Origin of the sequence: Candidatus Skiveiella danica (genome assembly GCF_022705245.1) — a bacterium.
In the GTDB taxonomy this organism is placed as follows: domain Bacteria; phylum Pseudomonadota; class Gammaproteobacteria; order Burkholderiales; family Burkholderiaceae_C; genus Skiveiella; species Skiveiella danica.
This window is the reverse complement of sequence record NZ_JAKJEW010000024.1, coordinates 53,448-73,046: the sequence shown is the minus strand read 5'-3', so window position 1 is coordinate 73,046 and position 19,599 is coordinate 53,448. Positions and strand designations below refer to the sequence as shown.

Here is a 19,599-nt window from a genome sequence, read left to right as displayed (position 1 = left end):
GCGTCCGTCCATCATTGCCGCTTGCTGGATGCAGGCTACGCTCTGGTGATGTCATGAATTATGTAAGTCTCAATAATTGCTATGGTTATTGAATTTCTGTGCGCTGGCTTCGCCCCCCGTCACACACTCCCGTGCTTCCATCTGCGCTGGCTCTGCCACGGGAAAAAGCGAGCGTCGCAAGCACAGCAACTTCCGGTTGCACGGCTATAGTGCAACTGGTCTAGTTCCCTTGCCGTCCAAAGCCACACATGACATCTGCAACGATCAAGCTCTACCTGCCGCACGGAGATGCTCGCCGCCTTCGTGTCGGTGAGGTGTCCAACTGGACTGGCAAAGCGCTCGCAGCACCACGAACCGAGCTTGATGATCTCCTCGCCCGCGAGGAGACGGAGAGTTCGGGCGTGTACTTCCTGCTCGGCGTCAACCCCGACACGGGAGACAACCTCGCCTACATCGGCGAGGCCGAGGTGATCCGTGATCGACTGAAGCAGCACAAGGCCAAAGACTTCTGGACTTCCGTCGTCGTTTTCGTGAGCAAAGACGAAAACCTGACCAAGGCCCACATTCGGTATCTTGAAAACCGACTGCTGCAGGAGTCAAAGCTGGTTGGGCGCTACACGCTTGAAAACAGCAACACGAGCAACCCCAAGTTGCCAGAGTCGGACCGTGAAGACATGGAGGTCTACCTGTCTCGAATCCGCCAGGTCTTGCCGGTGCTTGGCTCTGACTTGCTATCGCCGATCGCAGGCTCCAACAAGCCAGCCCAGCACCAACCTCACCTGTTTTGCAAGATCAAGAATGCTGTGGCCAATGGCCGCCGAACCGAGAGTGGCTTCGTCGTCTTTGCCAAGTCAACAGCGGTGCTCGCGGTGCGACCATCAGCAGAGAGTCAGTACCCGAATACGATTGCTTTGCGGCAGCGGCTTATTCAGGAGAAGACGCTCATTGAGCGAGATGGCGTTTATGTTTTTTCCAAGGACGTCGAGTTCACAAGCCCCAGCGCAGCCGCCGCAGTCATCCATGGCGGGAGCGCAAACGGCCTAACCGCCTGGAAAGACAAGAGCGGAAAGTCACTCAAAGAGATTGAAGACGCTTAGGCGCCAATCGAAAGGGGGTCATGAAATGACACGCATCCGGGTTGAGGGATTCACCATCTCGTTGGACGGTTTTGGCGCCGGCCCGCATCAGGATCTCAACAACCCACTCGGCGTGGGCGGCACGGCGTTGCATGGCTGGGCCATGTCCACGCGGACGTTTCAGAGGAACGTGTTCGGCACCGATGGCGGGCAGGACGGCATCGACGAAGACTTTGCCGCGCGGGGCTTTCAGAACATCGGGGCCTGGATTCTGGGCCGGAACATGTTCGGGCCGGTTCGCGGGCCCTGGCCTGATGAGAGCTGGCGGGGCTGGTGGGGCGAGAACCCGGTCTATCACGTGCCGGTGTTCGTGCTGACCCACCATGCGCGAGCGCCGCTGGTCATGGAGGGCGGCACGACCTTCCATTTCGTCACCGACGGCATCGACGCCGCGCTGGCGCGGGCCCGCGAGGCGGCCCAGGGCAAGGACGTTCGGCTCGGCGGCGGCGTCAGCGTCATCCAGCAGTACCTTCGCCAGGGCCTGGTGGATGAGATGCACATCGCCATTTCACCCGTCCTGCTGGGTGCCGGCGAGCGGCTGTTCGAGGGGGTCGACATGCGCGCTCTGGGCTACGAGTGCGTTCAGTTCGTTGCGTCGGAGAAAGCCACCCATGTGGTCCTCCAGCGCCAGGGGCGCAATGACGCCTGACACCCCGGTTGCAGCGGACGGCCTCGGCGCGTAGATTCCCCGCCAGGCATCGCTCATCACCACCCTCACATCATGTGTCGCAACATCAAGACCTTGTTCAACTTTGAGCCCCCGGCCACCGAGCTGGAGATCAGGGATGCGTCGCTCCAGTTCGTGCGCAAGCTCAGTGGGTTCGCCGTGCCCTCGAAGGCCAACGAGGCGGCTTTCGAAGCCGCCGTGGAAGAAGTGGCCGCATCGGCGCGCCGCCTGATCCATGGCCTGGTCACCCACGCCGAGCCCAAGAACCGCGAAGTCGAGGCCGCCAAGGCGCGGGCACGTTCGGCAGAACGGTTTGGCACCGGAGCGGGATAGCGATGGCCAAGTACCTGATCTCTTTTCCCAGCGCGGCGATGCAGGAGCTGCGAGTCTTCGGGCTCGACCCGCAGTCTTGAGGGCAGCACCTGTTACCCCTTGTCTTCATCAATGCAGGAGGCTCCATGATCGATACCCACCTCGGCGGTTGTGTCTGCGGCGCCGTGCGCTACCGGGTCCACGGCAACCCGGTCGTCGGCACGGTGTGCCATTGCCGGTTCTGCCAGAAGAGGCTGGCCAGCGCGTTTGCGGTCCTCGCCTCCTTCAAGGAAGATACCGTCGAAATGTTGCAAGGTGAGCCATCCGAGATCGAACACCGATCGGACGAGAGTGGTCGATGGTTGCGGATGAGCTTCTGCCCGACGTGCGGCACGACGGTGTCACACACGGCAGAACTCCGACCCGGCATGCGAACGATTGCCGCTGGCACCTTCGACGACCCGACCTGGTTCACCATCGACCGGCATATCTGGGTGCAGTCCAAGTTGCCCTGGGTCACCATTCCGGATAACGTGGCAACCTACGCCCAAGGCTTCGTGGCTTCACCGCCGTGAGGGCCCACGTATCCTCTGCCATTGGCGTCCGCTCAACTCGAACGTCCTTGCGCATGGCAAACACAACGCGCACAGCAATCATTGAATATGACCGCAACCGCCAAACTCATCGTTCACCACATTCCCGTCTGCCCGTTCTCCCAGCGGCTGGAGATCCTGCTCGCGCTCAAGGGGCGGCGGGACGAGGTCGACTTCCGCGTCGTCGACATCACCCAGCCCCGGGCCGAATGGCTCCTGAAGAAAACCCGGGGCACGACGGCGCTGCCGATCCTGGAGACGCCCGACGGGCGCATCCTCAAGGAGAGCCTGGTCATCCTGCAGTACCTGGAGGATGTCTTCCCGCAGCCCGCCGTTGCCCAGGCGGACCCTTACCGGCGTGCCGTGGAAAACATGATGACGCGGCTGGAGGGCGAGTTCTGCACCCAGGGCTATGTGTTCGTCATGAACCAGAACTCCGAGCGGCGCGAGGCCCTGCGCGAGGGCATGTTGAAGCAATACGCGCGCCTGAACGACTTCTTGATGGAACACGCGCCGGATGGCACGTACCTGTTCGACGATTTCGGCTGGGCCGAGACGGTGTTCACGCCGTTCTTCATGCGCTTCTGGTTTCTCGAGTACTACGAGGATTTCGATCTGCCCCACGAGTCGACGTACGAGCGCGTGCGCCACTGGCGCGACGCCTGCCTCGCGCACCCCGCCGCGCAGCAGGTCAGCAAGGAAGAAATCGTCAAGCTCTACTACGACTATGCCAAGGGTGCCGGAAACGGATCCTTGCTGCCGGGTCGTCAGCGCTCGTCCTTCGTCTTCGAGCCGGATTGGCGGGGCCGCCCGTGGCCACCGAAGGACAAGTACGGGCACAGCGCCACGGATGAAGAACTGGGCTTGTGAGGCATCTGGCCAGGGTCTTGTTGGCACACAATGGACGCCAGGGGAACAGGACATGGCCGTCCACTCGGAACTCATCAACACCAACGCCGGGCCCTTCGCGATTCGTGACTTCGGCGGGCGCGGGCCCGATCTGCTCTTTGTGCACGGCACCGGTCACAACCTGGAGGTCTGGAGTCCGCTGGCGCAGGCGTTGCGTGGTTGCTTCCGGATGGTTGGGTTTGACATGCGCGGCCATGGCCAGACACCGGCACAGTCCACCGGGCCTGAGCAGTATTGGCGCGATATCGAAGTGCTGATTGCAGCGCTGGGCTTGCGCCAGCCTTTGCTCGTGGGCCATTCGACCGGGGGATATGCGGTGTGCGCGCACGCGGCCGCAGGCGGGCAGTGCAGTGGCATCGTCGTGCTGGACGGCTTCACGCTTGACGGACGAAAGACCCCAGAGGAGCTGAAAGGGTGGTACCTGCCGCGCGAACAGCTCTGGGGCCTTTTCCGGTATGGCTGGGTGGCCAGCGCCGAAGAGGTCCAGCGCTACATCGACGATGTGTGCCGCCAGGCACCGGACGACTGGCTGAACGCGGGTATCGACCCGGCCCTGGTGGCGGCGTTCACCCGCCGTTCGTTCATGGCGTGCCCCGGCGGCTTTGTTCGCCGACCGGTGATGGACGAAATCGCAGTCGTGTCCGTCCCCGATCCGGCGGCGGCGATTTACCCGTCCATGGACCTGTACGACGCGATCGCGGTGCCGGCCGGGTTTGTTCTGGCGTCCGGCGGCTTGTATGGAAACCGCGAGGCAGATCTTCAGCGCGTCGTCGCCGCCAGGCCGAACCGGCATGTCCTGAAATGCGAATGCGGCCACAACGTGCACATGCAAAAGCCTGCGGAAGTGGCGGCGTTTATCCGCAGCACGTTCCTTTGACGGAACCCTCTGGTCGCTGCGGGGACGGCGGCAGCGGCTTCACAGTAGCATTCGAACAATGACGAGGAGAAACGGATGAGCACCTATGTGATCTTCGATGTGGAAATCCGCGACATGACGCGGTATCAGGAATTCATGAAAGGCGTGAAGCCGGCGCTCGACGCTGCGGGGGCCCGATACCTTGCGCGTGGGGGCGCGCATCGCGTCTACGAAGGCGATTGGCAGCCCCGCCGGATCGTGGTGCTGGAATTCCCATCGCTTGCCGCTTGGGAGTCGTTTTACAACGGCCCGGTCTACCAGGGGTTGAAGGCGGTGCGCGACGAATGCAGCGCGGCCCGGCTGGTGGCGGTGGAAGGCATTGATTCTTAGGAACAGCGGGGCCATTGGCGATCTTTCTGGAGAAGTGGCATGACAACGATTGCGAAAAACACCATCTGCATCTTGTACGACGGCGACGCCGAGGAGGCGGCCCGGTTTTATGCCGCGACGTTTCCGGACTCCCGCGTCGACGCGGTGCACCGCGCGCCGGCGGACTATCCCTCCGGCAAGGCCGGGGATGTGCTGACGGTGATGTTCACGGTCATGGGCATTCCCTGCATGGGGCTCAACGGCGGGCCGGCGGTCCAGCACAACATCGCCTTCTCGTTTCAGGTGGCCACCACGGACCAGACGGAGACCGACCGCTACTGGAACGCCATCATCGGCAACGGCGGGCGGGAGAACGCCTGCGGCTGGTGCCAGGACAAGTGGGGCGTGTCCTGGCAGATCACGCCGGTGGCGCTGACGGATGCGGTCACCGGCACCGATCCCGCGGCCGCCAGGCGCGCGTTCGAGGCCATGATGACGATGGGCAAGATCGACGTCGCCGCGATCGAGGCGGCGGTGCGCGGCTGAAGCGCGCGGCCCGGCCCCATGGTGCCGGCGTGAGAGCCCGCGGGGCGCCTATACGGCCAGAAATATGGCAGAAATGGCCCGTACCCAGCGTGAAATGGTCATTTTAAGCTATCATTTGAGTAGTAAATGAACGGCGGTGTCCCGAGAATCACCCCCGCTGCAGCCACCACCCAGGAGCCCCCATCTTGAACAAGACCGTTGAAAAGCTGAAGGAAGAGTTTCTGGCCCTGTTGCCGCCGACCATCTTCTTCTTTGTTGCCCTGCACATCATCGGTCTGGTCCGGCTCCTGACGACCAAGGGCACGGGCTTGCCGGTCACGTCGTCCGCGCAGATCGCGCTGGCCGCGTTGATCATTGGCAAAGGCGTGCTGCTGGCCGACTTGTGGCCGGCGATCAATCGCTTTCCGCAGAAGCCGCTGATCTACAACATTGCCTGGAAAACCGTCATCTACTTCGCGGTGGCCAGCTTCATCCATTATCTGGAGCGGCTGTACGACTTCGGCAAGGAGGCCGGCGGCTTCGTCGCCGGCAATGAGAAGCTGCTCGCCACGATCGTATGGCCGCATTTCTGGGCCATCCAGATCATCCTGCTGGTCATGATCTTCAACTACTGTGTGATCCGGGAACTGGGCCGGGTGTTGGGTGAAGATCGCATGATTCGCCTGTTTTTCCGTCAGCCCCCCGGCGAACTGCTGCGTGGACTCGAGGGCCCCCCTGGCGTGCACCCGGCATCGCGGCGGCCATGACGGCGCCGCCCCAGCCGCTTCGCCGCGTCTGCCTGTGCGCGCCTTTGGCGCTGCTGGCCGCGCCCGGCGCCTGGGCCGCATCCGGAGAAGGCCTGTCGCTGGCGTCCGCGATGCGCCGGGCGGAGGTGCTGCGCGATCAGGCGCTGCGCGCCGGTGACCAAGGCTACGGCGCGGTGGTGCTGCGCGGCGGCGAGATCGTGGGCGAGGCACCCAGCCGCGTGGTGACCGCGGGCGATCCCACCGCGCATGCCGAGATGGAAGCCATCCGCGATGCCGCACGGCGCCTGCGCACGCGCGACCTCTCGGGCTGCATGCTGGTCTCCACCTCGCGGCCCTGCCGCATGTGCGAAGCGGCCGCCTACTGGGCGGGGATTTCGCGCATGGTGACCGGCGAGGCCCTGACCGACCTGGGGCCGCCGCGCTGATGTGGGACGATTCGAGGCGACCGACTTTTTCACCATTCAACCCAATGAGACCCCCATGGAAGCCAATCCCTACACCATCAACTGGTTCGAAATCCCGGTGACCGACTTCGCCCGCGCGAAGGCGTTGTACGAGGCGGTGCTGGCAACCACGATCCAGACGGTGTCGATGGGCTGAAGCGCACTGGGGCGGGAAAGGATTCGATGCGCGGGGTCTGGATTTCAGGGGGTGCGGCGCTGGCGCTGCTCTGCGCTTTGGGCGTCTATCTGGCGCCGCTGCAGCCGAACATCCTGGCGCTGCAGTTCGCCTTCACGCCGCGCGCCTTTGGCGAGGTGGTGCATCAGTGGACCGGCGAGCCGTTGCACCGGTTTCGCATGCATCTGGTGGCCGACTATGCGCTGCTGGTGAGCTACGGGCTGTTCGGGTACCTGCTGAGCACGCGCACCCAGGTGTTCCAGGCGTTCGAGGGCCGTCGGCGGCGTTGGGCGGCGTGGACGCTGCCGCTCGCTGCCGCCTTCGACGCGGTGGAGAACACCTTTCACCTGTGGCTCACCGAGGTGCTGCGCTTTGGCATCGCCTGGCCGTATCTGGCGGCTGCGCTGGCGGCGTCCGCGAAGTGGGTGCTGCTGTTCGGATTCGGTTTGGCCGTTGTGCTCGCGCTCGTGCGTGGTCGTGCCAGTGGGCACTGACGGTTTGCCCCGGAGATGCTGTGTTGCAGCTTGCGTCGGCCGGGCGCGGCACCTACCATCAACCCGTACAAGCCTTCCACTGAGGAGAAGCCGATATGTCCGACCCCACCGTGCGCCTGCACCGGGTGCTACGCGCGACGCCTGAAAAGGTCTACCGCGCCTTTCTCGACGCCGGTGCCATGGCCAAGTGGCTGCCGCCCTACGGGTTCACGTGCGCAGTGCACCACATGGACCCGCGCGTCGGCGGCACGTTCCGGATGTCGTTTCACAACTTCTCGACAGGCCATGGTCACGCCTTCGGCGGGCAGTATCTGGAGCTGGTCCCGAACGAACGCATCCGGTACACGGACAAGTTCGACGACCCGAACCTGCCCGGCCAGATGGAGGTCGAGGTGTCCCTCAAGCCGGTCGTGTGTGGCACCGAGGTGAACATCACCCAGAGCGGCATTCCTGAAATGATTCCGCTGGAGATGTGTTACCTCGGCTGGCAGGAGTCATTGGCGCAGCTCGCCACACTCGTCGAGCCGGACATCCCCGGTTGAGCGCAGCGATGCCTGAGCCTTCTTCAAGCGGACCACCGGATGGCAACCGCAGGTCACACGTTTTGCAGCCACCCGTTCCGCAGCCATGCTTTCTCCCCTTGCCCTGACCGTCGCCTGCCTCGTATTCGTGCTCATTCTCCTGGTGGTGGATCACCGGGAGTGGCCGCTGGGGCGTGTGATCGCCAAGTTGTCGGCCAGCACCTGCTTCGTGGGGGTTGCGGTCGTGCTTGGCGCGCACCGGTCAACCTATGGGCAGTTGATTCTGGGTGCGCTGGTGCTCGGATGGCTGGGCGATGCCTTGCTGCTTTCCCCCGCGCCCAAGGCGTTCATGGGCGGGCTGGCGGCGTTTCTGCTGTCGCACGTGCTGTTTGCAACGGCGTTCGTCTCGGGCGCGGTGTCGGTCCCGGCCATGGGTGCGGCTGTTGTCATGGCCGGGGTGTTTGGCGCCGGGGTGCTGCGCTGGCTGATGCCGCATGCGCCAGAAGAGTTCAAGGGCCCGGTGCTCGCATATGTCGTGGTCATCCTGGCCATGTGCGTGACCGCGGCAGGGCACGCCTTCGCGTCGCAACGCTGGGCCGTGCTGGTCGGCGCCCTGCTGTTCACCGCCTCGGATCTTTCGGTGGCGCGCGACCGCTTCGTGAAACAAGGGTATGTCAACCGGCTGTGGGGCTGGCCGACGTACTTTGTGGCGCAACTCGTCCTGGCCTGGACGGTGGCCACTGCATCGGTCGCCGGCTGAGCGCCGGTTGTCGTGCAATGGCAGCTCACACCGGCAACACGGCGCTGCATTCCCCTGAAGGGCCGTCACCTTCCAGTCTGGACCGTTTCGTCCGTGCCCAGGAGCGGGACTACGCACAGGCGCTGGCCGAGCTGAAGGCCGGACGCAAGCGCACGCACTGGATCTGGTACATCCTGCCGCAGCTGCGGGACCTGGGCCGCAGCCCGATGGCGCGCGAATACGGGATTGAGGGCCGCGGCGAAGCGGCGGCCTACCTGGCCCATCCCGTTCTGGGGCCGCGCCTCGTGGCCTGCGTCCACGCCATCCTCGGCCACGCCGATCGCAGCGCGGTCGAGATCCTGGGCGAGGTGGATGCGATGAAGTTCCGCTCGTGCCTGACCTTGTTCGATGCGGTCGCGCCGGGCGAGCCGTGCTTTGCCAACGCGCTTCAGGTGTTCTACGACGGCAAGCCAGACGCGGAGACCCTGCGCCTGCTCGGCCCCAGCGCCGGGTGAGGCTGCTGGAGGCGATCTCGGACAAAAATACAAGCAAAATAGCCCATTCCCATCGTCGGATGGTCACTGTTTGCTACGGTTTTTGAAAGTACAGAGGCGCGTGCCGCTGCATCGCATCGCGGCACGGGATCCGGAAAGGCGCATCAAAAGAGATTTGGCTGGGTCGCCTTTGCGGCTACAGTGCCTGTGGCGGACCGGCAAAGGCCGTTGTGTCAGTCCCGTTGGCTCTCATGGAGGGAATCGGAATGAACCTGTCGAACCATCCTGCCTTCGTGGCCTACGCGATCACCTGTGTCGCCCTGTGCTGCAACCTCATCTTTCTGTGGGCCTACAGCGGCGCGGTGAGGAGCAAGGCCGAGTCAACGCCCAATCCCGAAGACGCTTCCCGTTTCAGTTCACGCCTGGCTGATGTCGACCCACCCGAGATCGCGCGCGTGCTGCGGGCGCACGCCAACGCGCAGGCCACCATCGTTCCATTCCTTGCCCTGGGCCTGGTCTATGTGCTGGCGGGCGGGCCGCCGGGTGCTGCAGCCTGGTACTTCACGGTCTTCACGGTGGCGCGGTGGCTGCACTCCTGGGCCTATCTCGGCAGCCGGCAGCCGCTGCGAACCGTCTGTTTCGTCGTCGCGGCAATTTCGCTGCTGGCGCTCGTCCTTCACGTCTTGTGGCTGCTCATCGCCGCGGGGTGAGATGGCGGTCGAATCCGTCACCGGCACGGGGTTGGCTGCCTGTGGCCGATCGACCGAGGTGAATCAATCCCATGCCCCGGTTCACGATCCGTTTTGAGATGAGCGACGCGATGATGTCCCGGGCGGTTCCATCGGCGTGCCAAAGATCGGCATTGGCATTGGCTTCGGCTTTTCGCGCCCTTCATCGACACCCAAGGCAACAAGGTCGGTCTTCACTCGATGGCCTGACCCGACAAACCGACGGCCAAGGCGAGCACAGCGGGATCAAGCTGACGTAGGATCGAGGGGTGATTTGAGCGCTTACAGGAGGCGAACATGCCGGGCGAAGAAAAAGTCAAGGGACCTGCGTCGTACTTCCCATCCATCGAGAAAACCTACGGCGAGCCGATCTCGCACTGGATGTCCGTTCTTCAGGTGGCGGGCCCCATGAAGCACATGGAGTACGTGGCACTGCTCAAGTCCGGTCACAAGCTCGGACATGGGCATGCCAACGCCTTGGTTGCCGCCTTTCTGGCCAGGAAATAGCCGCCTCGCCAGCGATGGGCCGCAGTACGATGACCTACCTGTCTCATGACGAGTATTTCGCCACGGTGCCGATGGATGTGCAGCCCAGGCTTGCCCAGATTCAGGCGAAAGTCGAGTCGCTGATCCCTGGGGCGAGCCGGTGCATCGGATACAACATGCCAGCCTTTCGGGACAAGAGAATCTTCTTTTACTTCGCCGCCTTCAAGAAGCACATCGGCATTTATCCCCCGGTTTCCCGGGATGCGGCGCTCATCAGGGAGCTGGAGCCTTTTCGAGGCGAGAAGGGCAACCTCTCGTTTGCGCACCATCAGCCCTTGCCGATCGAACTCATCGGCCGCGTCGCCGTCGCGCTGCATCGGGAATACGCGCTGAAATGAACCACGTGCGTGTCCGCGGGCCCAGGCCACAGAACGGCTGCTGCCGCCCGCAATGTCCAGCCCCTGTCACTTCCAACCGGAGGATCAGATGATCGTCACCGTTTTTCGCTCCAGGATCAAAGATGAAGGCCGAGCCGGCTACATGGCACTCGCTCCCGAAATCTCGGCATTGGCCAGGACCATGCCCGGCTACATGTCCCACAAGGTATTCGTGGCGGAGGACGGCGAGCGCGTCACCATCGTGGAGTTCGAGGACGAAGCCTCGCAGCGCAACTGGGCAATGAATGCGCAGCACGTGGCCGCGAAGAAGGCCGGCCGGGCGAGCTTCTACTCCGAGTACAGCATCCAGGTCTGCTCGGTCTTGCGTGAGTCACGCTTTCCCTGACGTGGCCGGCTTCATCATCAAACCAGGCCGTACCACATCGCCATGCCGCTTCCCTTTGTAGACCATGTCGGCGCCCGGATCACCGAATGCGCCGAGGGCCGTAGCCTGCTGACGCTGCAGGTGCAGTCGATGCACTTCAACTCCCAGGGCGCCGTGCACGGCGCGGCCTTGTTCACGCTGGCCGACACCGGCATGGGCGCCGCGTTGTTCTCGATCCTGGAGCCACAGGAGCGGTGTTCGACCATCGAGGTGAAGATCAATTACTTCAAGCCGGTGCTCGAAGGCCTTGTCGAGTGCCGCAGCCAGGTGGTGCACCGGGGCCGGACGGTGGCCAATATCGACTCGGTGCTGACTGTGGACGGCACAGTGGTGGGCAAGGCCAATGGCTCGTTCGCGATCTTCATGCCCAAGACCCATGGCTCCGCCTGAGCCGACTCTTGCCAGGCAATGAAGCGCACCCTGACGCGCCTTGCGGTCGCCCTGCTTGAATACCTGCTGGGCTTTCTGGCCCTGGCGGTCTTTGCGGCGGTGGCTTTCTCGGCGGGCGCGCCCACCGACGAGCGCCTGATCGTCGCGTTCAAGCTCGGTGCGGTGCTGGCGGGGGTGGAGTTGGCGGTGTTGCTGGTGCGCGCTGCGCCGGCCAATCGTCTGATCGTCGGAGCCAATGCCTGGCTGCTCGCGGGCGGACTGGCGGCTTTCACCGAACAATGGTGGTGGCTCAAGGGCTACCAGCATCTGGGTGAAACCAGCCTCTTCCTGAGCATGCTGGGGGTGGGCATCGTTGCCACGGCGTTCACACCCACCGGCTTTGTGGCAGCGGCCGGACCCCGGCGCAAGGTGGTTCTGGCGTCGCTGGCCATGCTGCTGGCGGTGGGGTTGGCAGCGATGGTGTCGGTGCAGTTCCGCGGCGACGTCAAATGGGCTGCGGTGCTTCCGGTCATTGCCCTGTCCTGGCTCAATCGCCTGGCGGCGCAGGCCGTGAGAAAGGGCTGGCCTTGAATGCGTGGTACGCGCCCTTGGCATGATTCGCGCACACCGATCGCTTCGTTTCCCCATTCAGGACATCCCAGTCAATGACCCAGACCCTGCGCGCCGGTTTCACTTATTTCGCCATCGTGATGGGCACGGGATTCATGCTGGGCGTGATCCGGGTGCCGTTCCTCGTGCCGCGCATGGGCGAGCGTTGGGCCGAGCTGGCCGAGATGCCGATCATGGCCACGGTGATCTTCTTCGCGGCGGGGTTTGTCCTTCGGCGCTTTGCGGACATCCGCACGCCGACGAAATCCGTCACCGCGGGTCTGTTGGCCTTTGTGCTGACGGTGGGCGCTGAACTGGGGCTGGCCCTGGTACTGCAGGACCGCTCGCTGGGCGAATACGTCGCCAGCCGGGACAAGGTCTCCGGCTCTGTGTACCTTGCGCTGTTGCTGGTGTTTGCCTTCATGCCCAGGCTGCGCCTGTCCAGCTTTTCACGAACCGGAGTCGAACAAAGATGCTCGAAACCCTGATCACCATCGCGGTGCTGCATTGGGCCGTGCTGATCCTGCCGGGCTTCAACTTCCTGCTCATCGGCCAACTGGCCGCCGCCGGCAAGCGTTCGACGGCTCTGGCCGCGGTGGCTGGCATGACAGCGGGCACGCTGATGTGGGCCATCCTGGCGGTGGCGGGCGTCGGCATCGTGTTCACCGCCCACCCGGCCATTCGGCAGCTGGCTCAGGTGGCGGGAGGGCTCTACCTGCTGCAACTGGCTTTCAGGCTCTGGCGCTCAGGCAAGGCTCCTGACGCGGCCTCGGCGGCGGCGGTACCGACCCACGCTGGCGCACTGCGGGTGGGTTTCATCACCAGTGCGCTGAACCCGAAGATCGCGCTGTTCTATGGCAGTGTCTTTGCGACGGCCTTTCCGGCCCATCCCTCGAACACGCTGGTCGGGCTGGCGGTCGCCATGGTGTTCCTGAACTCGGTGGTCTGGCACACGGGCCTGGCATGGGCGCTGTCGAGGCCGGCCGTGCAGCGCGCCTATCTGCGGCACTTCCGCGCGCTCAACCGGGGCGCCGGCCTGCTGGTGGGGGCCATCGGGCTGAAGCTGATCGCCGGCACCTTGCTGGAGTTTCGCAGCCCTGGAGCCTAGGGCTTGTTGCCTCCCTGTGCGTCCTTGGGTGAAGTGACCGCCGCGTGCGGCGCTTCACCTTGGCGCTTGGCCACTCCGGCGCGCCAGTTCGCGGTGGCGCGCATCCGTGGTTGGCGGCTTTGTTACATTGCGCCCTGAAAGCGATCGTTTGAACAGTTTGCGCGCGGGGGGACACATGCTTGTTCGCGGATTCCGAATCCTTTTCTTGCTCGTCTTCGCGACGCTGCAACTGGCCAGCTGCAGCGGCTCGTCCACCGGGACGGCGCCGGAGCGGCCCAACATTCTGTTCGTGATCATGGACGACGTCGGGATCGACCAGATGCCGTCCTTCGGCTATGGCGGTGCCACGCCGCCGAACATGCCGAACATCGACGCCGTAGCCCAGGCGGGCCTGCGCTTCGGCAACACCTGGTCCATGCCCGAATGTTCTCCGGGCCGCGCCGCGATGTTCGTCGGACGCTATCCGCTGCGCACCAACATTTACCAGGCGATCGGCGAGAACGACCTGGCCAACTCCCAGATCACGCCCGACGACATGACCACGCCGAAGCTGCTTCGCACCGCAGGCTATGAAAGCGGCCTGTTCGGCAAGTTTCATCTGGCGGGGCCGGAGAACAATGCCGCCGGCAACGGAACGCCCGGTGTGCTGGGATGGGACTACTTCTACGGCTGGGTCGGCGGCTTGCCGGCATCGATCGACACCACGGCCGGCGGCGTCGCGCCGCAGGGCACCTACCCCTGCGGCTTCGTTCCGCCGGCCAGTCGCGGCGGCGCGGACAGCGGGGCCTGCTATCTGCCCGACAAGACCTGTCAGCCCCTGGTCGCTGCGTCGCCCGGGCAGGACGCCGTCGGCAAGCAGTGCGTGACCCGAGGCGGCATCTTTGTGCCACGGGCTGCATGCCAGGCCACGCCACCGGCGTCGCTGGATTTCGGCAAGGCGAATGCATATTACGTTTCCCCGCTCGTCATCAACAGTGCGGCCGGGGTGGAGGTCGTTCCGCTGACCGACCGGCGCGCGCGGGGCTACCGCACCAGCATCGAGGTCGACGCCGCGATCAACTGGATCCGGCAGCGCAATCCATCACGCCCGTGGATGGCCACGGTCAGCCTGACGGGCGCGCACACGCCGATCCAGCAGCCGCCGAGCGCACTCACGCCGCGCTCAAGCGGCACTGGCGACTCACTGGGCTGCACGGGACTGGCCGAGCAGCGCGACCTGCAGAACCGCATGATCGAGGCCATGGACACCGAGGTCGGACGCCTGCTGGTCGAGACCGGCCTGGCCCGACGAAGCCCTGACGGCACCCTGGCCTACACGCCGGCGGCGAGCAACACGATGATCGTGATCGTCGGCGACAACGGCACCCTGGGCAACATGGTCAAGCTGCCGTTCAACGCCCAGCGGGCCAAAGGCACGGCCTACCAGACCGGCGTCTGGGTGCCGCTGATCGTGTCCGGACCGCTGGTGAACCAGCCCAATCGCACTGTCGATCACATGGTGAACATGGTCGACGTATACCAGCTGTTCGGTGAAATCGCGGGCATCGACGTGCATGCGAGCGTGCCCCGTGTGCTGGATTCAGCCACTCTGCTCCCCTACCTCCGGCGGGCCGACCAGCCCAGCGTGCGCAGCATCAATTTTTCTCAGGGTGGATCCAACATCCAGCGCAACGGGGGGCGCAACGGCCCCTGCGTGATCGGCGGCAATACCTGCTCGCACATTCCCATCAACAAGGGCGTGTGCGAGGACAACGGCGGTGTCTGGTGGGGCTCCGGCGCCACCGATCCCAGCGTGCCGAACAAGCCGACCGGCTATCAGACCTGCTGCCAGGTGAACCAGGCGCTGTACAAGGCGGGCAAGGACATGGTGGAGATCATGCCCGACACGTCCACCGCGATCCGCAACGCCACCCACAAGGTTGTGCGCAACACGGTCCAGCAGTACGACCCCGCCAACGACAATTGCAGCGTCGTGCCGTTCAGCGAGTTCTACGCGGTGGACCAGAACCAGCCGAAGCCCACCCTTGACGACGCCGACAAGAACCTGCTGACGCAAACGCTCAGCGCCCCGCTGAAGGCCATCTACGACGACCTGACCGCCAAGCTGGACCGCATGCTGGCGTCGCAGCCCGCCTGCGTCGGCGACGGCAACATCGACGGCGTGGTGAATGCGCAGGACCTGGACAACTGGCGCATGATCAGTCAGGCCTGGGGCTTGTCGAGCACCTACGACCTGAACTTTGACGGTTTGACCAATGACGTCGACCGGGACCTGCTGGCTCGAAACGCCGGCCCCTGCGCAAAGGCCTATTCGCTGTATTGAGCACGCGGGATGGAAATTTGCCATTTTGTTTGAAGACCCACCGTCAAATGGTCATGTATAGCTATCACTTCAGGAGTATTTGGTCGTGAGCGGCGTGCCAGCGAGGCCGCGCAGACCCGCCGGGATCAGCCATCGCTACGTGGCGTTTCTGAGAGGCGTCACGCCGCAGAATGCCGGCATGGCGGATCTCAAGCGCTGTTTCGAGTCCGCGGGCTTCGGGGAGGTTCGGACGGTGCTGGCGAGCGGAAACGTGGTGTTCAGTTCCGGGTTGACCTCGCCGGCTGAAATCCAGGATCTGGCAGAGCATGCAATGGCCATCGGGATGGGGCGCACCTTTGGCACGGTGGTGCGGTCCGCCCAAAGCCTTCAAACCCTGCTCGACGCCGATCCCTTCGCAGTGTTTTCTGTGCCCCAAGAGGCCAAGCGGGTGGTCACCTTCTTGCGCGACGCCAAAGAAGCGGGACCCGACCTGCCGATCGAGCGCGATGGCGTGCAGATCCTCAAGCGGCTTGGCAACGACGTGCTGACGGCGTATGTACCGCACCCAAAGGGACCGGTTTTCATGGTCATGCTGGAAAAGGCCTTCGGCAAGGACATCACGACCCGCACCCTCGATACCGTCAGGAAATGCCTGGCAACCGCGTGAGTGCGCAGGCCCCGCAGTCTCCGGCGACTGGGCCCATTGCCGCGCTGGCCATTTGGCGGCAACATTCGGCCGAAAGAACCCTTTGAGCGATTGGCATGTTTTCCCACATCTTCGTCGGCGTCAGCGACTTTCAGTGCGCCCTTGCGTTCTACCAGCCGGTCCTGGGCGCGCTGGGCATCGAGGCCCGCTTTCTTGATGCCAGCCGGCCGTGGGCGGGCTGGCAATCGCAACCGGACCCGCGCCCGCTGTTCCTGATCGGCAGGCCCTATGACCAGCAGCCGCATCACCCGGGCAACGGGCAGATGGTGGCGTTTCTGGCGGCGGACCGTGCGGCTGTTCGCGACGCCTACGCCGTCGCGATGGCGAATGGGGGTGTCTCGGAAGGAGCACCCGGCCTGCGACCTGAGTACCACGAACATTACTACGGTGCCTATTTCCGGGATCCGGACGGCAACAAGCTCTGCGTGGCCTGCCATGTAGCCGAGTCTTGAGGCGATGGTGACGCCGGCCCTTGACGGAACGGTGGCGTGGTACGTGGGCAGGCCGCCTGAACCGCATGGACGTCAACGATGCCAAGAGGGCAGTTCAGCCGGTCGGATGGGAGCCCGGCGGCGGTTGAGAACAATCACTTTGTCGTTGTCAGGAGTTCGCCATGGACCGTCGTCACTTGCTCAAACTCACCAGCCTTGCTGTTGCGGGCAGCGCCACCCTGCCAGCCGCGGTGTCCGCGAAGGCAAAGCGTGCAGCCGGTCTTTGGGGCGTCTGGGACCAGGCCTTCGCGCGGGCGCGCTTCGTGTCGCTGTCGCATGTGCTGGAGCCTGACAGCCCGGTGTGGAAAGGTTTTCCCCCGACCACCCGTTTCGCCCAAGGCACTGGCCGGCTGGATGAGACGGCGCCCTATGCGCCGTTCACCTATGAGAAGACCGGGCTGGAGACCACGGCCTACACCTTTGCCACCGACCAGTTCGGCACGCAGCTGGACCCGCCGGCGCACTGGCACCCGTGCTTTGCGGCCATCGACGAGCTGCCACCCACGCTGGCGTTGCGCAAGCTGGCGGTGATCTCGATTGCGGACCGGGTTCAGGCGGATGTGAACTACCAGCTCACGGCTGCCGACGTGCGCGCCTGGGAGCGCCGGAACGGGCGGGTTCCGGAAGGAGCGGTGGTCATGGTGCGCTCGGACTGGCACAAGCGGTGGCCGGACGCGAAGCGCTTTCAGCCGGCTGATGGCCGCTTTCCGGGGGTGTCGCTGCAAGCGCTAATGTTTCTGCATCTGGAACGGCAGATTCTGCTGCACGGCCACGAGCCGCTGGACACCGATTCCACCCCCACATTGACCTCGGAAGACTGGTTGATGGCCAACGGCTACATGCAGGCTGAGGGCGTGGCGCATCTGGACCAGGTGCCTGAAACCGGCGCACTGGTGGCCATCGGCTTTCCGCGGCTGAAAGGCGGCACCGGCGGCTTTGCCAGTTTCACGGCCATCTGTCCGCCGGATTGGTCACACGGCACACGACCCGGTGAGGTGCCGGAGGCGCCGCTGCCCTTCAACGAGAAGCGCCTGGTGTGGAACGAGGCGAAGGGGTTGCGCGAACGTACAGCCGCCTGTGACAAACCCAAGGGCAAGCAGAGTTTCAACTGACCAGCGGCAACGTTGAGAAAAATCATGGCGCCCAAACCGAAGCGGCGCATGATGAACATGGGGCTTCAGCCCTTCCCGGCGTCATCCGGGCTCCGGGAGTCGCAAAGACCATTCGGAGGAGAAAACCATGAAACGCCTGAACACCTTTCAACCTGTCGCGTTTGCAGCGGCCGTGGTGGTGATGTCCTTTTTGTCGGTCCCCACTTTCGCTCAACCGGTCGCCGAATCGCCTGCGGCCACCCCGGCCGGCACGGTGACGACCTTTCATCGCAAGAGCTCCGGCAGCCTGGGCACCTTTGACGGGCCGGTGGTCTGGACCTTCACACACGCCACCTGGGAAGGGCGTCCGGCGGTGATCCAGATGGCGCGGCTTGGCGGCAGCGCGTTTGACCCCAAGACCCATGCCAACATGGCCACTCTCGATGCGGAGGGCAAGGCAACGATGGTCTTTGAACCGCCCGTGGGTTTCCAGTGGCCCATGCAGGTGGGCAAGACCTGGACGTCGAAGCACACCGTGACAACGCCCGCCACGGGACGGAGCGTTCCGCTGGAAGTGAACTGGAAGGTGGAGGCCTGGGAGGACGTCACGGTGCCGGCGGGCACTTACAAGGCCTACAAGGTGGTCACCACGAACAACTTTGGTGAAGTCGAAACCCGCTGGACCGCGCCGGCCGCCGGCATTGTGTTGGCCAAGCGCCTCGTCACCCGTCCCGCCTCCCATCCGCAGGGCGCGGGCGAACTGGAAGCGGTGTTGCTGTCTCAGGTGCCGCCTGCCAAATGAGCAAGGGCACCTTGGGGTCCCCTTGTCGGGTCGAGGAGCCGGTAACTCCCGGGTTGTTTGCTTGAGACTTGTGGGGTCGTGCAGCGCAGGGGTTTTGTCCGTCTTTTTGCCGTCCAGACCCCGGCGCGGAAGCAGCAAGCGCAAGAGTCGCATTCGTGGTGCCCATCTACCCGTCGCAATGGGGCACTAGCCAGTGGCTGTACAGGCAGCGGATCCCTCGAAGGGAATCCCTGGAATTGCGTCAGGCCGCTGCGGAAAATTGGCATGAACAATATACTGGCCCCCGTACCTCAGGAAAATATCCGCAAGCCATGAATCTCTCTTACGACGTTGTAGAAGCCGATTTTGATTCGCTGGTGCTGGCCCGCTCGCACGAGGTGCCGGTCGTGCTCGACATCGGCGCCGAATGGTGCAGCCCCTGCCGCGTGCTCACGCCCCTGCTGGAGCGCCTGGTCGGCGGTTATGGCGGGAAATTTGTGCTGGCGAAGGTTGATGCCGACGAAAACATGCGGATCGCCGGCCGGCATCAGGCCAAAGGCTTCCCGACCGTCATCGCCTACAGCCGAGGTGTGGTCATGGAGCGTTTTCACGGCGCGCAGACCGAAGGTTTTCTCCGCGGCTTTCTCGACCGTTTGGTCGACGAGCATGCCCGCCAAGGCGCCGTGCTGGCGCCCGCTCCGGCTGGCCAGCACGCTTGACATGGCGGGCCCGGAGCCTGGTTGGCAGTGATTTCACCTTCGTAAATGAAAGGCATCCCATGAATATTCCCGAACGCGACGGCGACGGCTACCTGACGGACATGAATGCGTGGACCGAGGACGTTGGCCGGGCCATGGCCGAAGCCGACGGCTATGAACTTGACGAGGCCAAATGGGACCAGATCATGAAGGCGCGGGCGTATTTCGAAGAATTCAGCAGCGTGCCGCCGATTCGCAAGTTCGCCAAGTACCTGAACGAAGACCAGAATGCGGTGTTCAAGCTCTGGATGACCGGCCCGATGAAGCCGATCACCAAATACGGCGGCCTGCCCAAACCCACTGGCTGCGTCTGAAGCCCTTGGTCAAGCGCCTGCACCCTCGGCCGCC

The 19,599-nt window shown here is 64.2% G+C and carries 29 protein-coding genes; all 29 read left to right on the top strand.

Annotated elements, in window-relative coordinates; genetic code table 11:
* Window positions 1-248: 248 nt before the first annotated feature.
* Entirely contained in the window at window positions 249-1,097 is an 849-nt protein-coding gene (locus ACMUOY_RS14300) for a GIY-YIG nuclease family protein (protein ID WP_413893405.1), read from the top strand.
* Between the two features lie 25 nt (window positions 1,098-1,122).
* Window positions 1,123-1,785, top strand: coding sequence for a dihydrofolate reductase family protein (locus ACMUOY_RS14295; protein WP_413893404.1), 663 nt, complete (start codon window positions 1,123-1,125; stop codon window positions 1,783-1,785).
* A gap of 72 nt (window positions 1,786-1,857) precedes the next feature.
* The gene (locus ACMUOY_RS14290) at window positions 1,858-2,136 is read left to right on the top strand and encodes a DUF2277 domain-containing protein (protein WP_413893403.1); all 279 of its coding nucleotides are present in this window, start codon (window positions 1,858-1,860) and stop codon (window positions 2,134-2,136) included.
* Window positions 2,137-2,261: 125 nt separating this feature from the next.
* Complete coding sequence (locus ACMUOY_RS14285; protein ID WP_413893402.1) at window positions 2,262-2,690, top strand: GFA family protein; 429 nt, start codon at window positions 2,262-2,264, stop codon at window positions 2,688-2,690.
* 87 nt (window positions 2,691-2,777) lie between these two features.
* Entirely contained in the window at window positions 2,778-3,578 is an 801-nt protein-coding gene (locus tag ACMUOY_RS14280) for a glutathione S-transferase family protein (RefSeq protein WP_413893401.1), read from the top strand.
* Between the two features lie 52 nt (window positions 3,579-3,630).
* Window positions 3,631-4,494, top strand: coding sequence for an alpha/beta fold hydrolase (locus tag ACMUOY_RS14275; protein WP_413893400.1), 864 nt, complete (start codon window positions 3,631-3,633; stop codon window positions 4,492-4,494).
* Window positions 4,495-4,569: 75 nt separating this feature from the next.
* Window positions 4,570-4,863, top strand: coding sequence for a DUF1330 domain-containing protein (locus ACMUOY_RS14270; RefSeq protein WP_413893399.1), 294 nt, complete (start codon window positions 4,570-4,572; stop codon window positions 4,861-4,863).
* A gap of 39 nt (window positions 4,864-4,902) precedes the next feature.
* A complete protein-coding gene (locus ACMUOY_RS14265; protein ID WP_413893398.1) occupies window positions 4,903-5,388 on the top strand; it encodes a VOC family protein in 486 nt (161 codons plus the stop codon).
* Between the two features lie 185 nt (window positions 5,389-5,573).
* Window positions 5,574-6,134, top strand: a complete 561-nt coding sequence (locus ACMUOY_RS14260; RefSeq protein ID WP_413893397.1) for a hypothetical protein — start codon at window positions 5,574-5,576, stop codon at window positions 6,132-6,134.
* Window positions 6,131-6,559 (top strand): nucleoside deaminase, encoded by a 429-nt coding sequence (locus ACMUOY_RS14255; protein WP_413893396.1) that lies wholly within the window; start codon window positions 6,131-6,133, stop codon window positions 6,557-6,559. Before ACMUOY_RS14260 ends, ACMUOY_RS14255 begins: the two co-directional genes overlap by 4 nt.
* A 201-nt stretch (window positions 6,560-6,760) precedes the next feature.
* Entirely contained in the window at window positions 6,761-7,246 is a 486-nt protein-coding gene (locus ACMUOY_RS14250; RefSeq protein WP_413893395.1) for a hypothetical protein, read from the top strand.
* A 95-nt stretch (window positions 7,247-7,341) separates the two neighbouring features.
* Window positions 7,342-7,788 (top strand): SRPBCC family protein, encoded by a 447-nt coding sequence (locus tag ACMUOY_RS14245; protein WP_413893394.1) that lies wholly within the window; start codon window positions 7,342-7,344, stop codon window positions 7,786-7,788.
* An 85-nt stretch (window positions 7,789-7,873) separates the two neighbouring features.
* The gene (locus ACMUOY_RS14240; protein WP_413893393.1) at window positions 7,874-8,527 is read left to right on the top strand and encodes a lysoplasmalogenase; all 654 of its coding nucleotides are present in this window, start codon (window positions 7,874-7,876) and stop codon (window positions 8,525-8,527) included.
* A 17-nt stretch (window positions 8,528-8,544) separates the two neighbouring features.
* Window positions 8,545-9,021: a DUF1810 domain-containing protein gene (locus ACMUOY_RS14235; RefSeq protein ID WP_413893392.1), complete on the top strand. Its 477-nt coding sequence runs from the start codon at window positions 8,545-8,547 to the stop codon at window positions 9,019-9,021.
* Between the two features lie 245 nt (window positions 9,022-9,266).
* Entirely contained in the window at window positions 9,267-9,710 is a 444-nt protein-coding gene (locus ACMUOY_RS14230; protein WP_413893391.1) for an MAPEG family protein, read from the top strand.
* 315 nt (window positions 9,711-10,025) lie between these two features.
* The gene (locus ACMUOY_RS14225) at window positions 10,026-10,235 is read left to right on the top strand and encodes a DUF4287 domain-containing protein (RefSeq protein WP_413893390.1); all 210 of its coding nucleotides are present in this window, start codon (window positions 10,026-10,028) and stop codon (window positions 10,233-10,235) included.
* 29 nt (window positions 10,236-10,264) lie between these two features.
* Window positions 10,265-10,612: an iron chaperone gene (locus tag ACMUOY_RS14220; protein ID WP_413893389.1), complete on the top strand. Its 348-nt coding sequence runs from the start codon at window positions 10,265-10,267 to the stop codon at window positions 10,610-10,612.
* Between the two features lie 88 nt (window positions 10,613-10,700).
* Window positions 10,701-10,997: an antibiotic biosynthesis monooxygenase family protein gene (locus ACMUOY_RS14215; protein ID WP_413893388.1), complete on the top strand. Its 297-nt coding sequence runs from the start codon at window positions 10,701-10,703 to the stop codon at window positions 10,995-10,997.
* Between the two features lie 42 nt (window positions 10,998-11,039).
* The gene (locus tag ACMUOY_RS14210) at window positions 11,040-11,426 is read left to right on the top strand and encodes a PaaI family thioesterase (protein WP_413893387.1); all 387 of its coding nucleotides are present in this window, start codon (window positions 11,040-11,042) and stop codon (window positions 11,424-11,426) included.
* A gap of 18 nt (window positions 11,427-11,444) precedes the next feature.
* On the top strand, window positions 11,445-11,996 hold the full coding sequence (locus tag ACMUOY_RS14205; RefSeq protein WP_413893386.1) for a hypothetical protein: 552 nt from the start codon (window positions 11,445-11,447) through the stop codon (window positions 11,994-11,996).
* A 74-nt stretch (window positions 11,997-12,070) separates the two neighbouring features.
* Entirely contained in the window at window positions 12,071-12,502 is a 432-nt protein-coding gene (locus ACMUOY_RS14200; RefSeq protein WP_413893385.1) for a hypothetical protein, read from the top strand.
* Window positions 12,487-13,122: a LysE family translocator gene (locus tag ACMUOY_RS14195; RefSeq protein ID WP_413893384.1), complete on the top strand. Its 636-nt coding sequence runs from the start codon at window positions 12,487-12,489 to the stop codon at window positions 13,120-13,122. Before ACMUOY_RS14200 ends, ACMUOY_RS14195 begins: the two co-directional genes overlap by 16 nt.
* A 205-nt stretch (window positions 13,123-13,327) precedes the next feature.
* Complete coding sequence (locus ACMUOY_RS14190) at window positions 13,328-15,445, top strand: sulfatase-like hydrolase/transferase (RefSeq protein ID WP_413893383.1); 2,118 nt, start codon at window positions 13,328-13,330, stop codon at window positions 15,443-15,445.
* Between the two features lie 85 nt (window positions 15,446-15,530).
* Window positions 15,531-16,091, top strand: coding sequence for a DUF1697 domain-containing protein (locus tag ACMUOY_RS14185; protein WP_413893382.1), 561 nt, complete (start codon window positions 15,531-15,533; stop codon window positions 16,089-16,091).
* 95 nt (window positions 16,092-16,186) lie between these two features.
* A complete protein-coding gene (locus ACMUOY_RS14180; RefSeq protein ID WP_413893381.1) occupies window positions 16,187-16,582 on the top strand; it encodes a VOC family protein in 396 nt (131 codons plus the stop codon).
* A gap of 161 nt (window positions 16,583-16,743) precedes the next feature.
* Window positions 16,744-17,733 carry a cyclase family protein gene (locus tag ACMUOY_RS14175; protein ID WP_413893380.1) on the top strand — a complete coding sequence of 330 codons (990 nt, stop codon included), beginning with the start codon at window positions 16,744-16,746 and terminating at the stop codon, window positions 17,731-17,733.
* A 127-nt stretch (window positions 17,734-17,860) separates the two neighbouring features.
* Window positions 17,861-18,514: a hypothetical protein gene (locus ACMUOY_RS14170; RefSeq protein WP_413893379.1), complete on the top strand. Its 654-nt coding sequence runs from the start codon at window positions 17,861-17,863 to the stop codon at window positions 18,512-18,514.
* A 311-nt stretch (window positions 18,515-18,825) separates the two neighbouring features.
* The gene (locus ACMUOY_RS14165; RefSeq protein WP_413893378.1) at window positions 18,826-19,212 is read left to right on the top strand and encodes a thioredoxin family protein; all 387 of its coding nucleotides are present in this window, start codon (window positions 18,826-18,828) and stop codon (window positions 19,210-19,212) included.
* A gap of 59 nt (window positions 19,213-19,271) precedes the next feature.
* Window positions 19,272-19,565 (top strand): TusE/DsrC/DsvC family sulfur relay protein, encoded by a 294-nt coding sequence (locus tag ACMUOY_RS14160; protein ID WP_413893377.1) that lies wholly within the window; start codon window positions 19,272-19,274, stop codon window positions 19,563-19,565.
* Window positions 19,566-19,599: the final 34 nt, after the last annotated feature.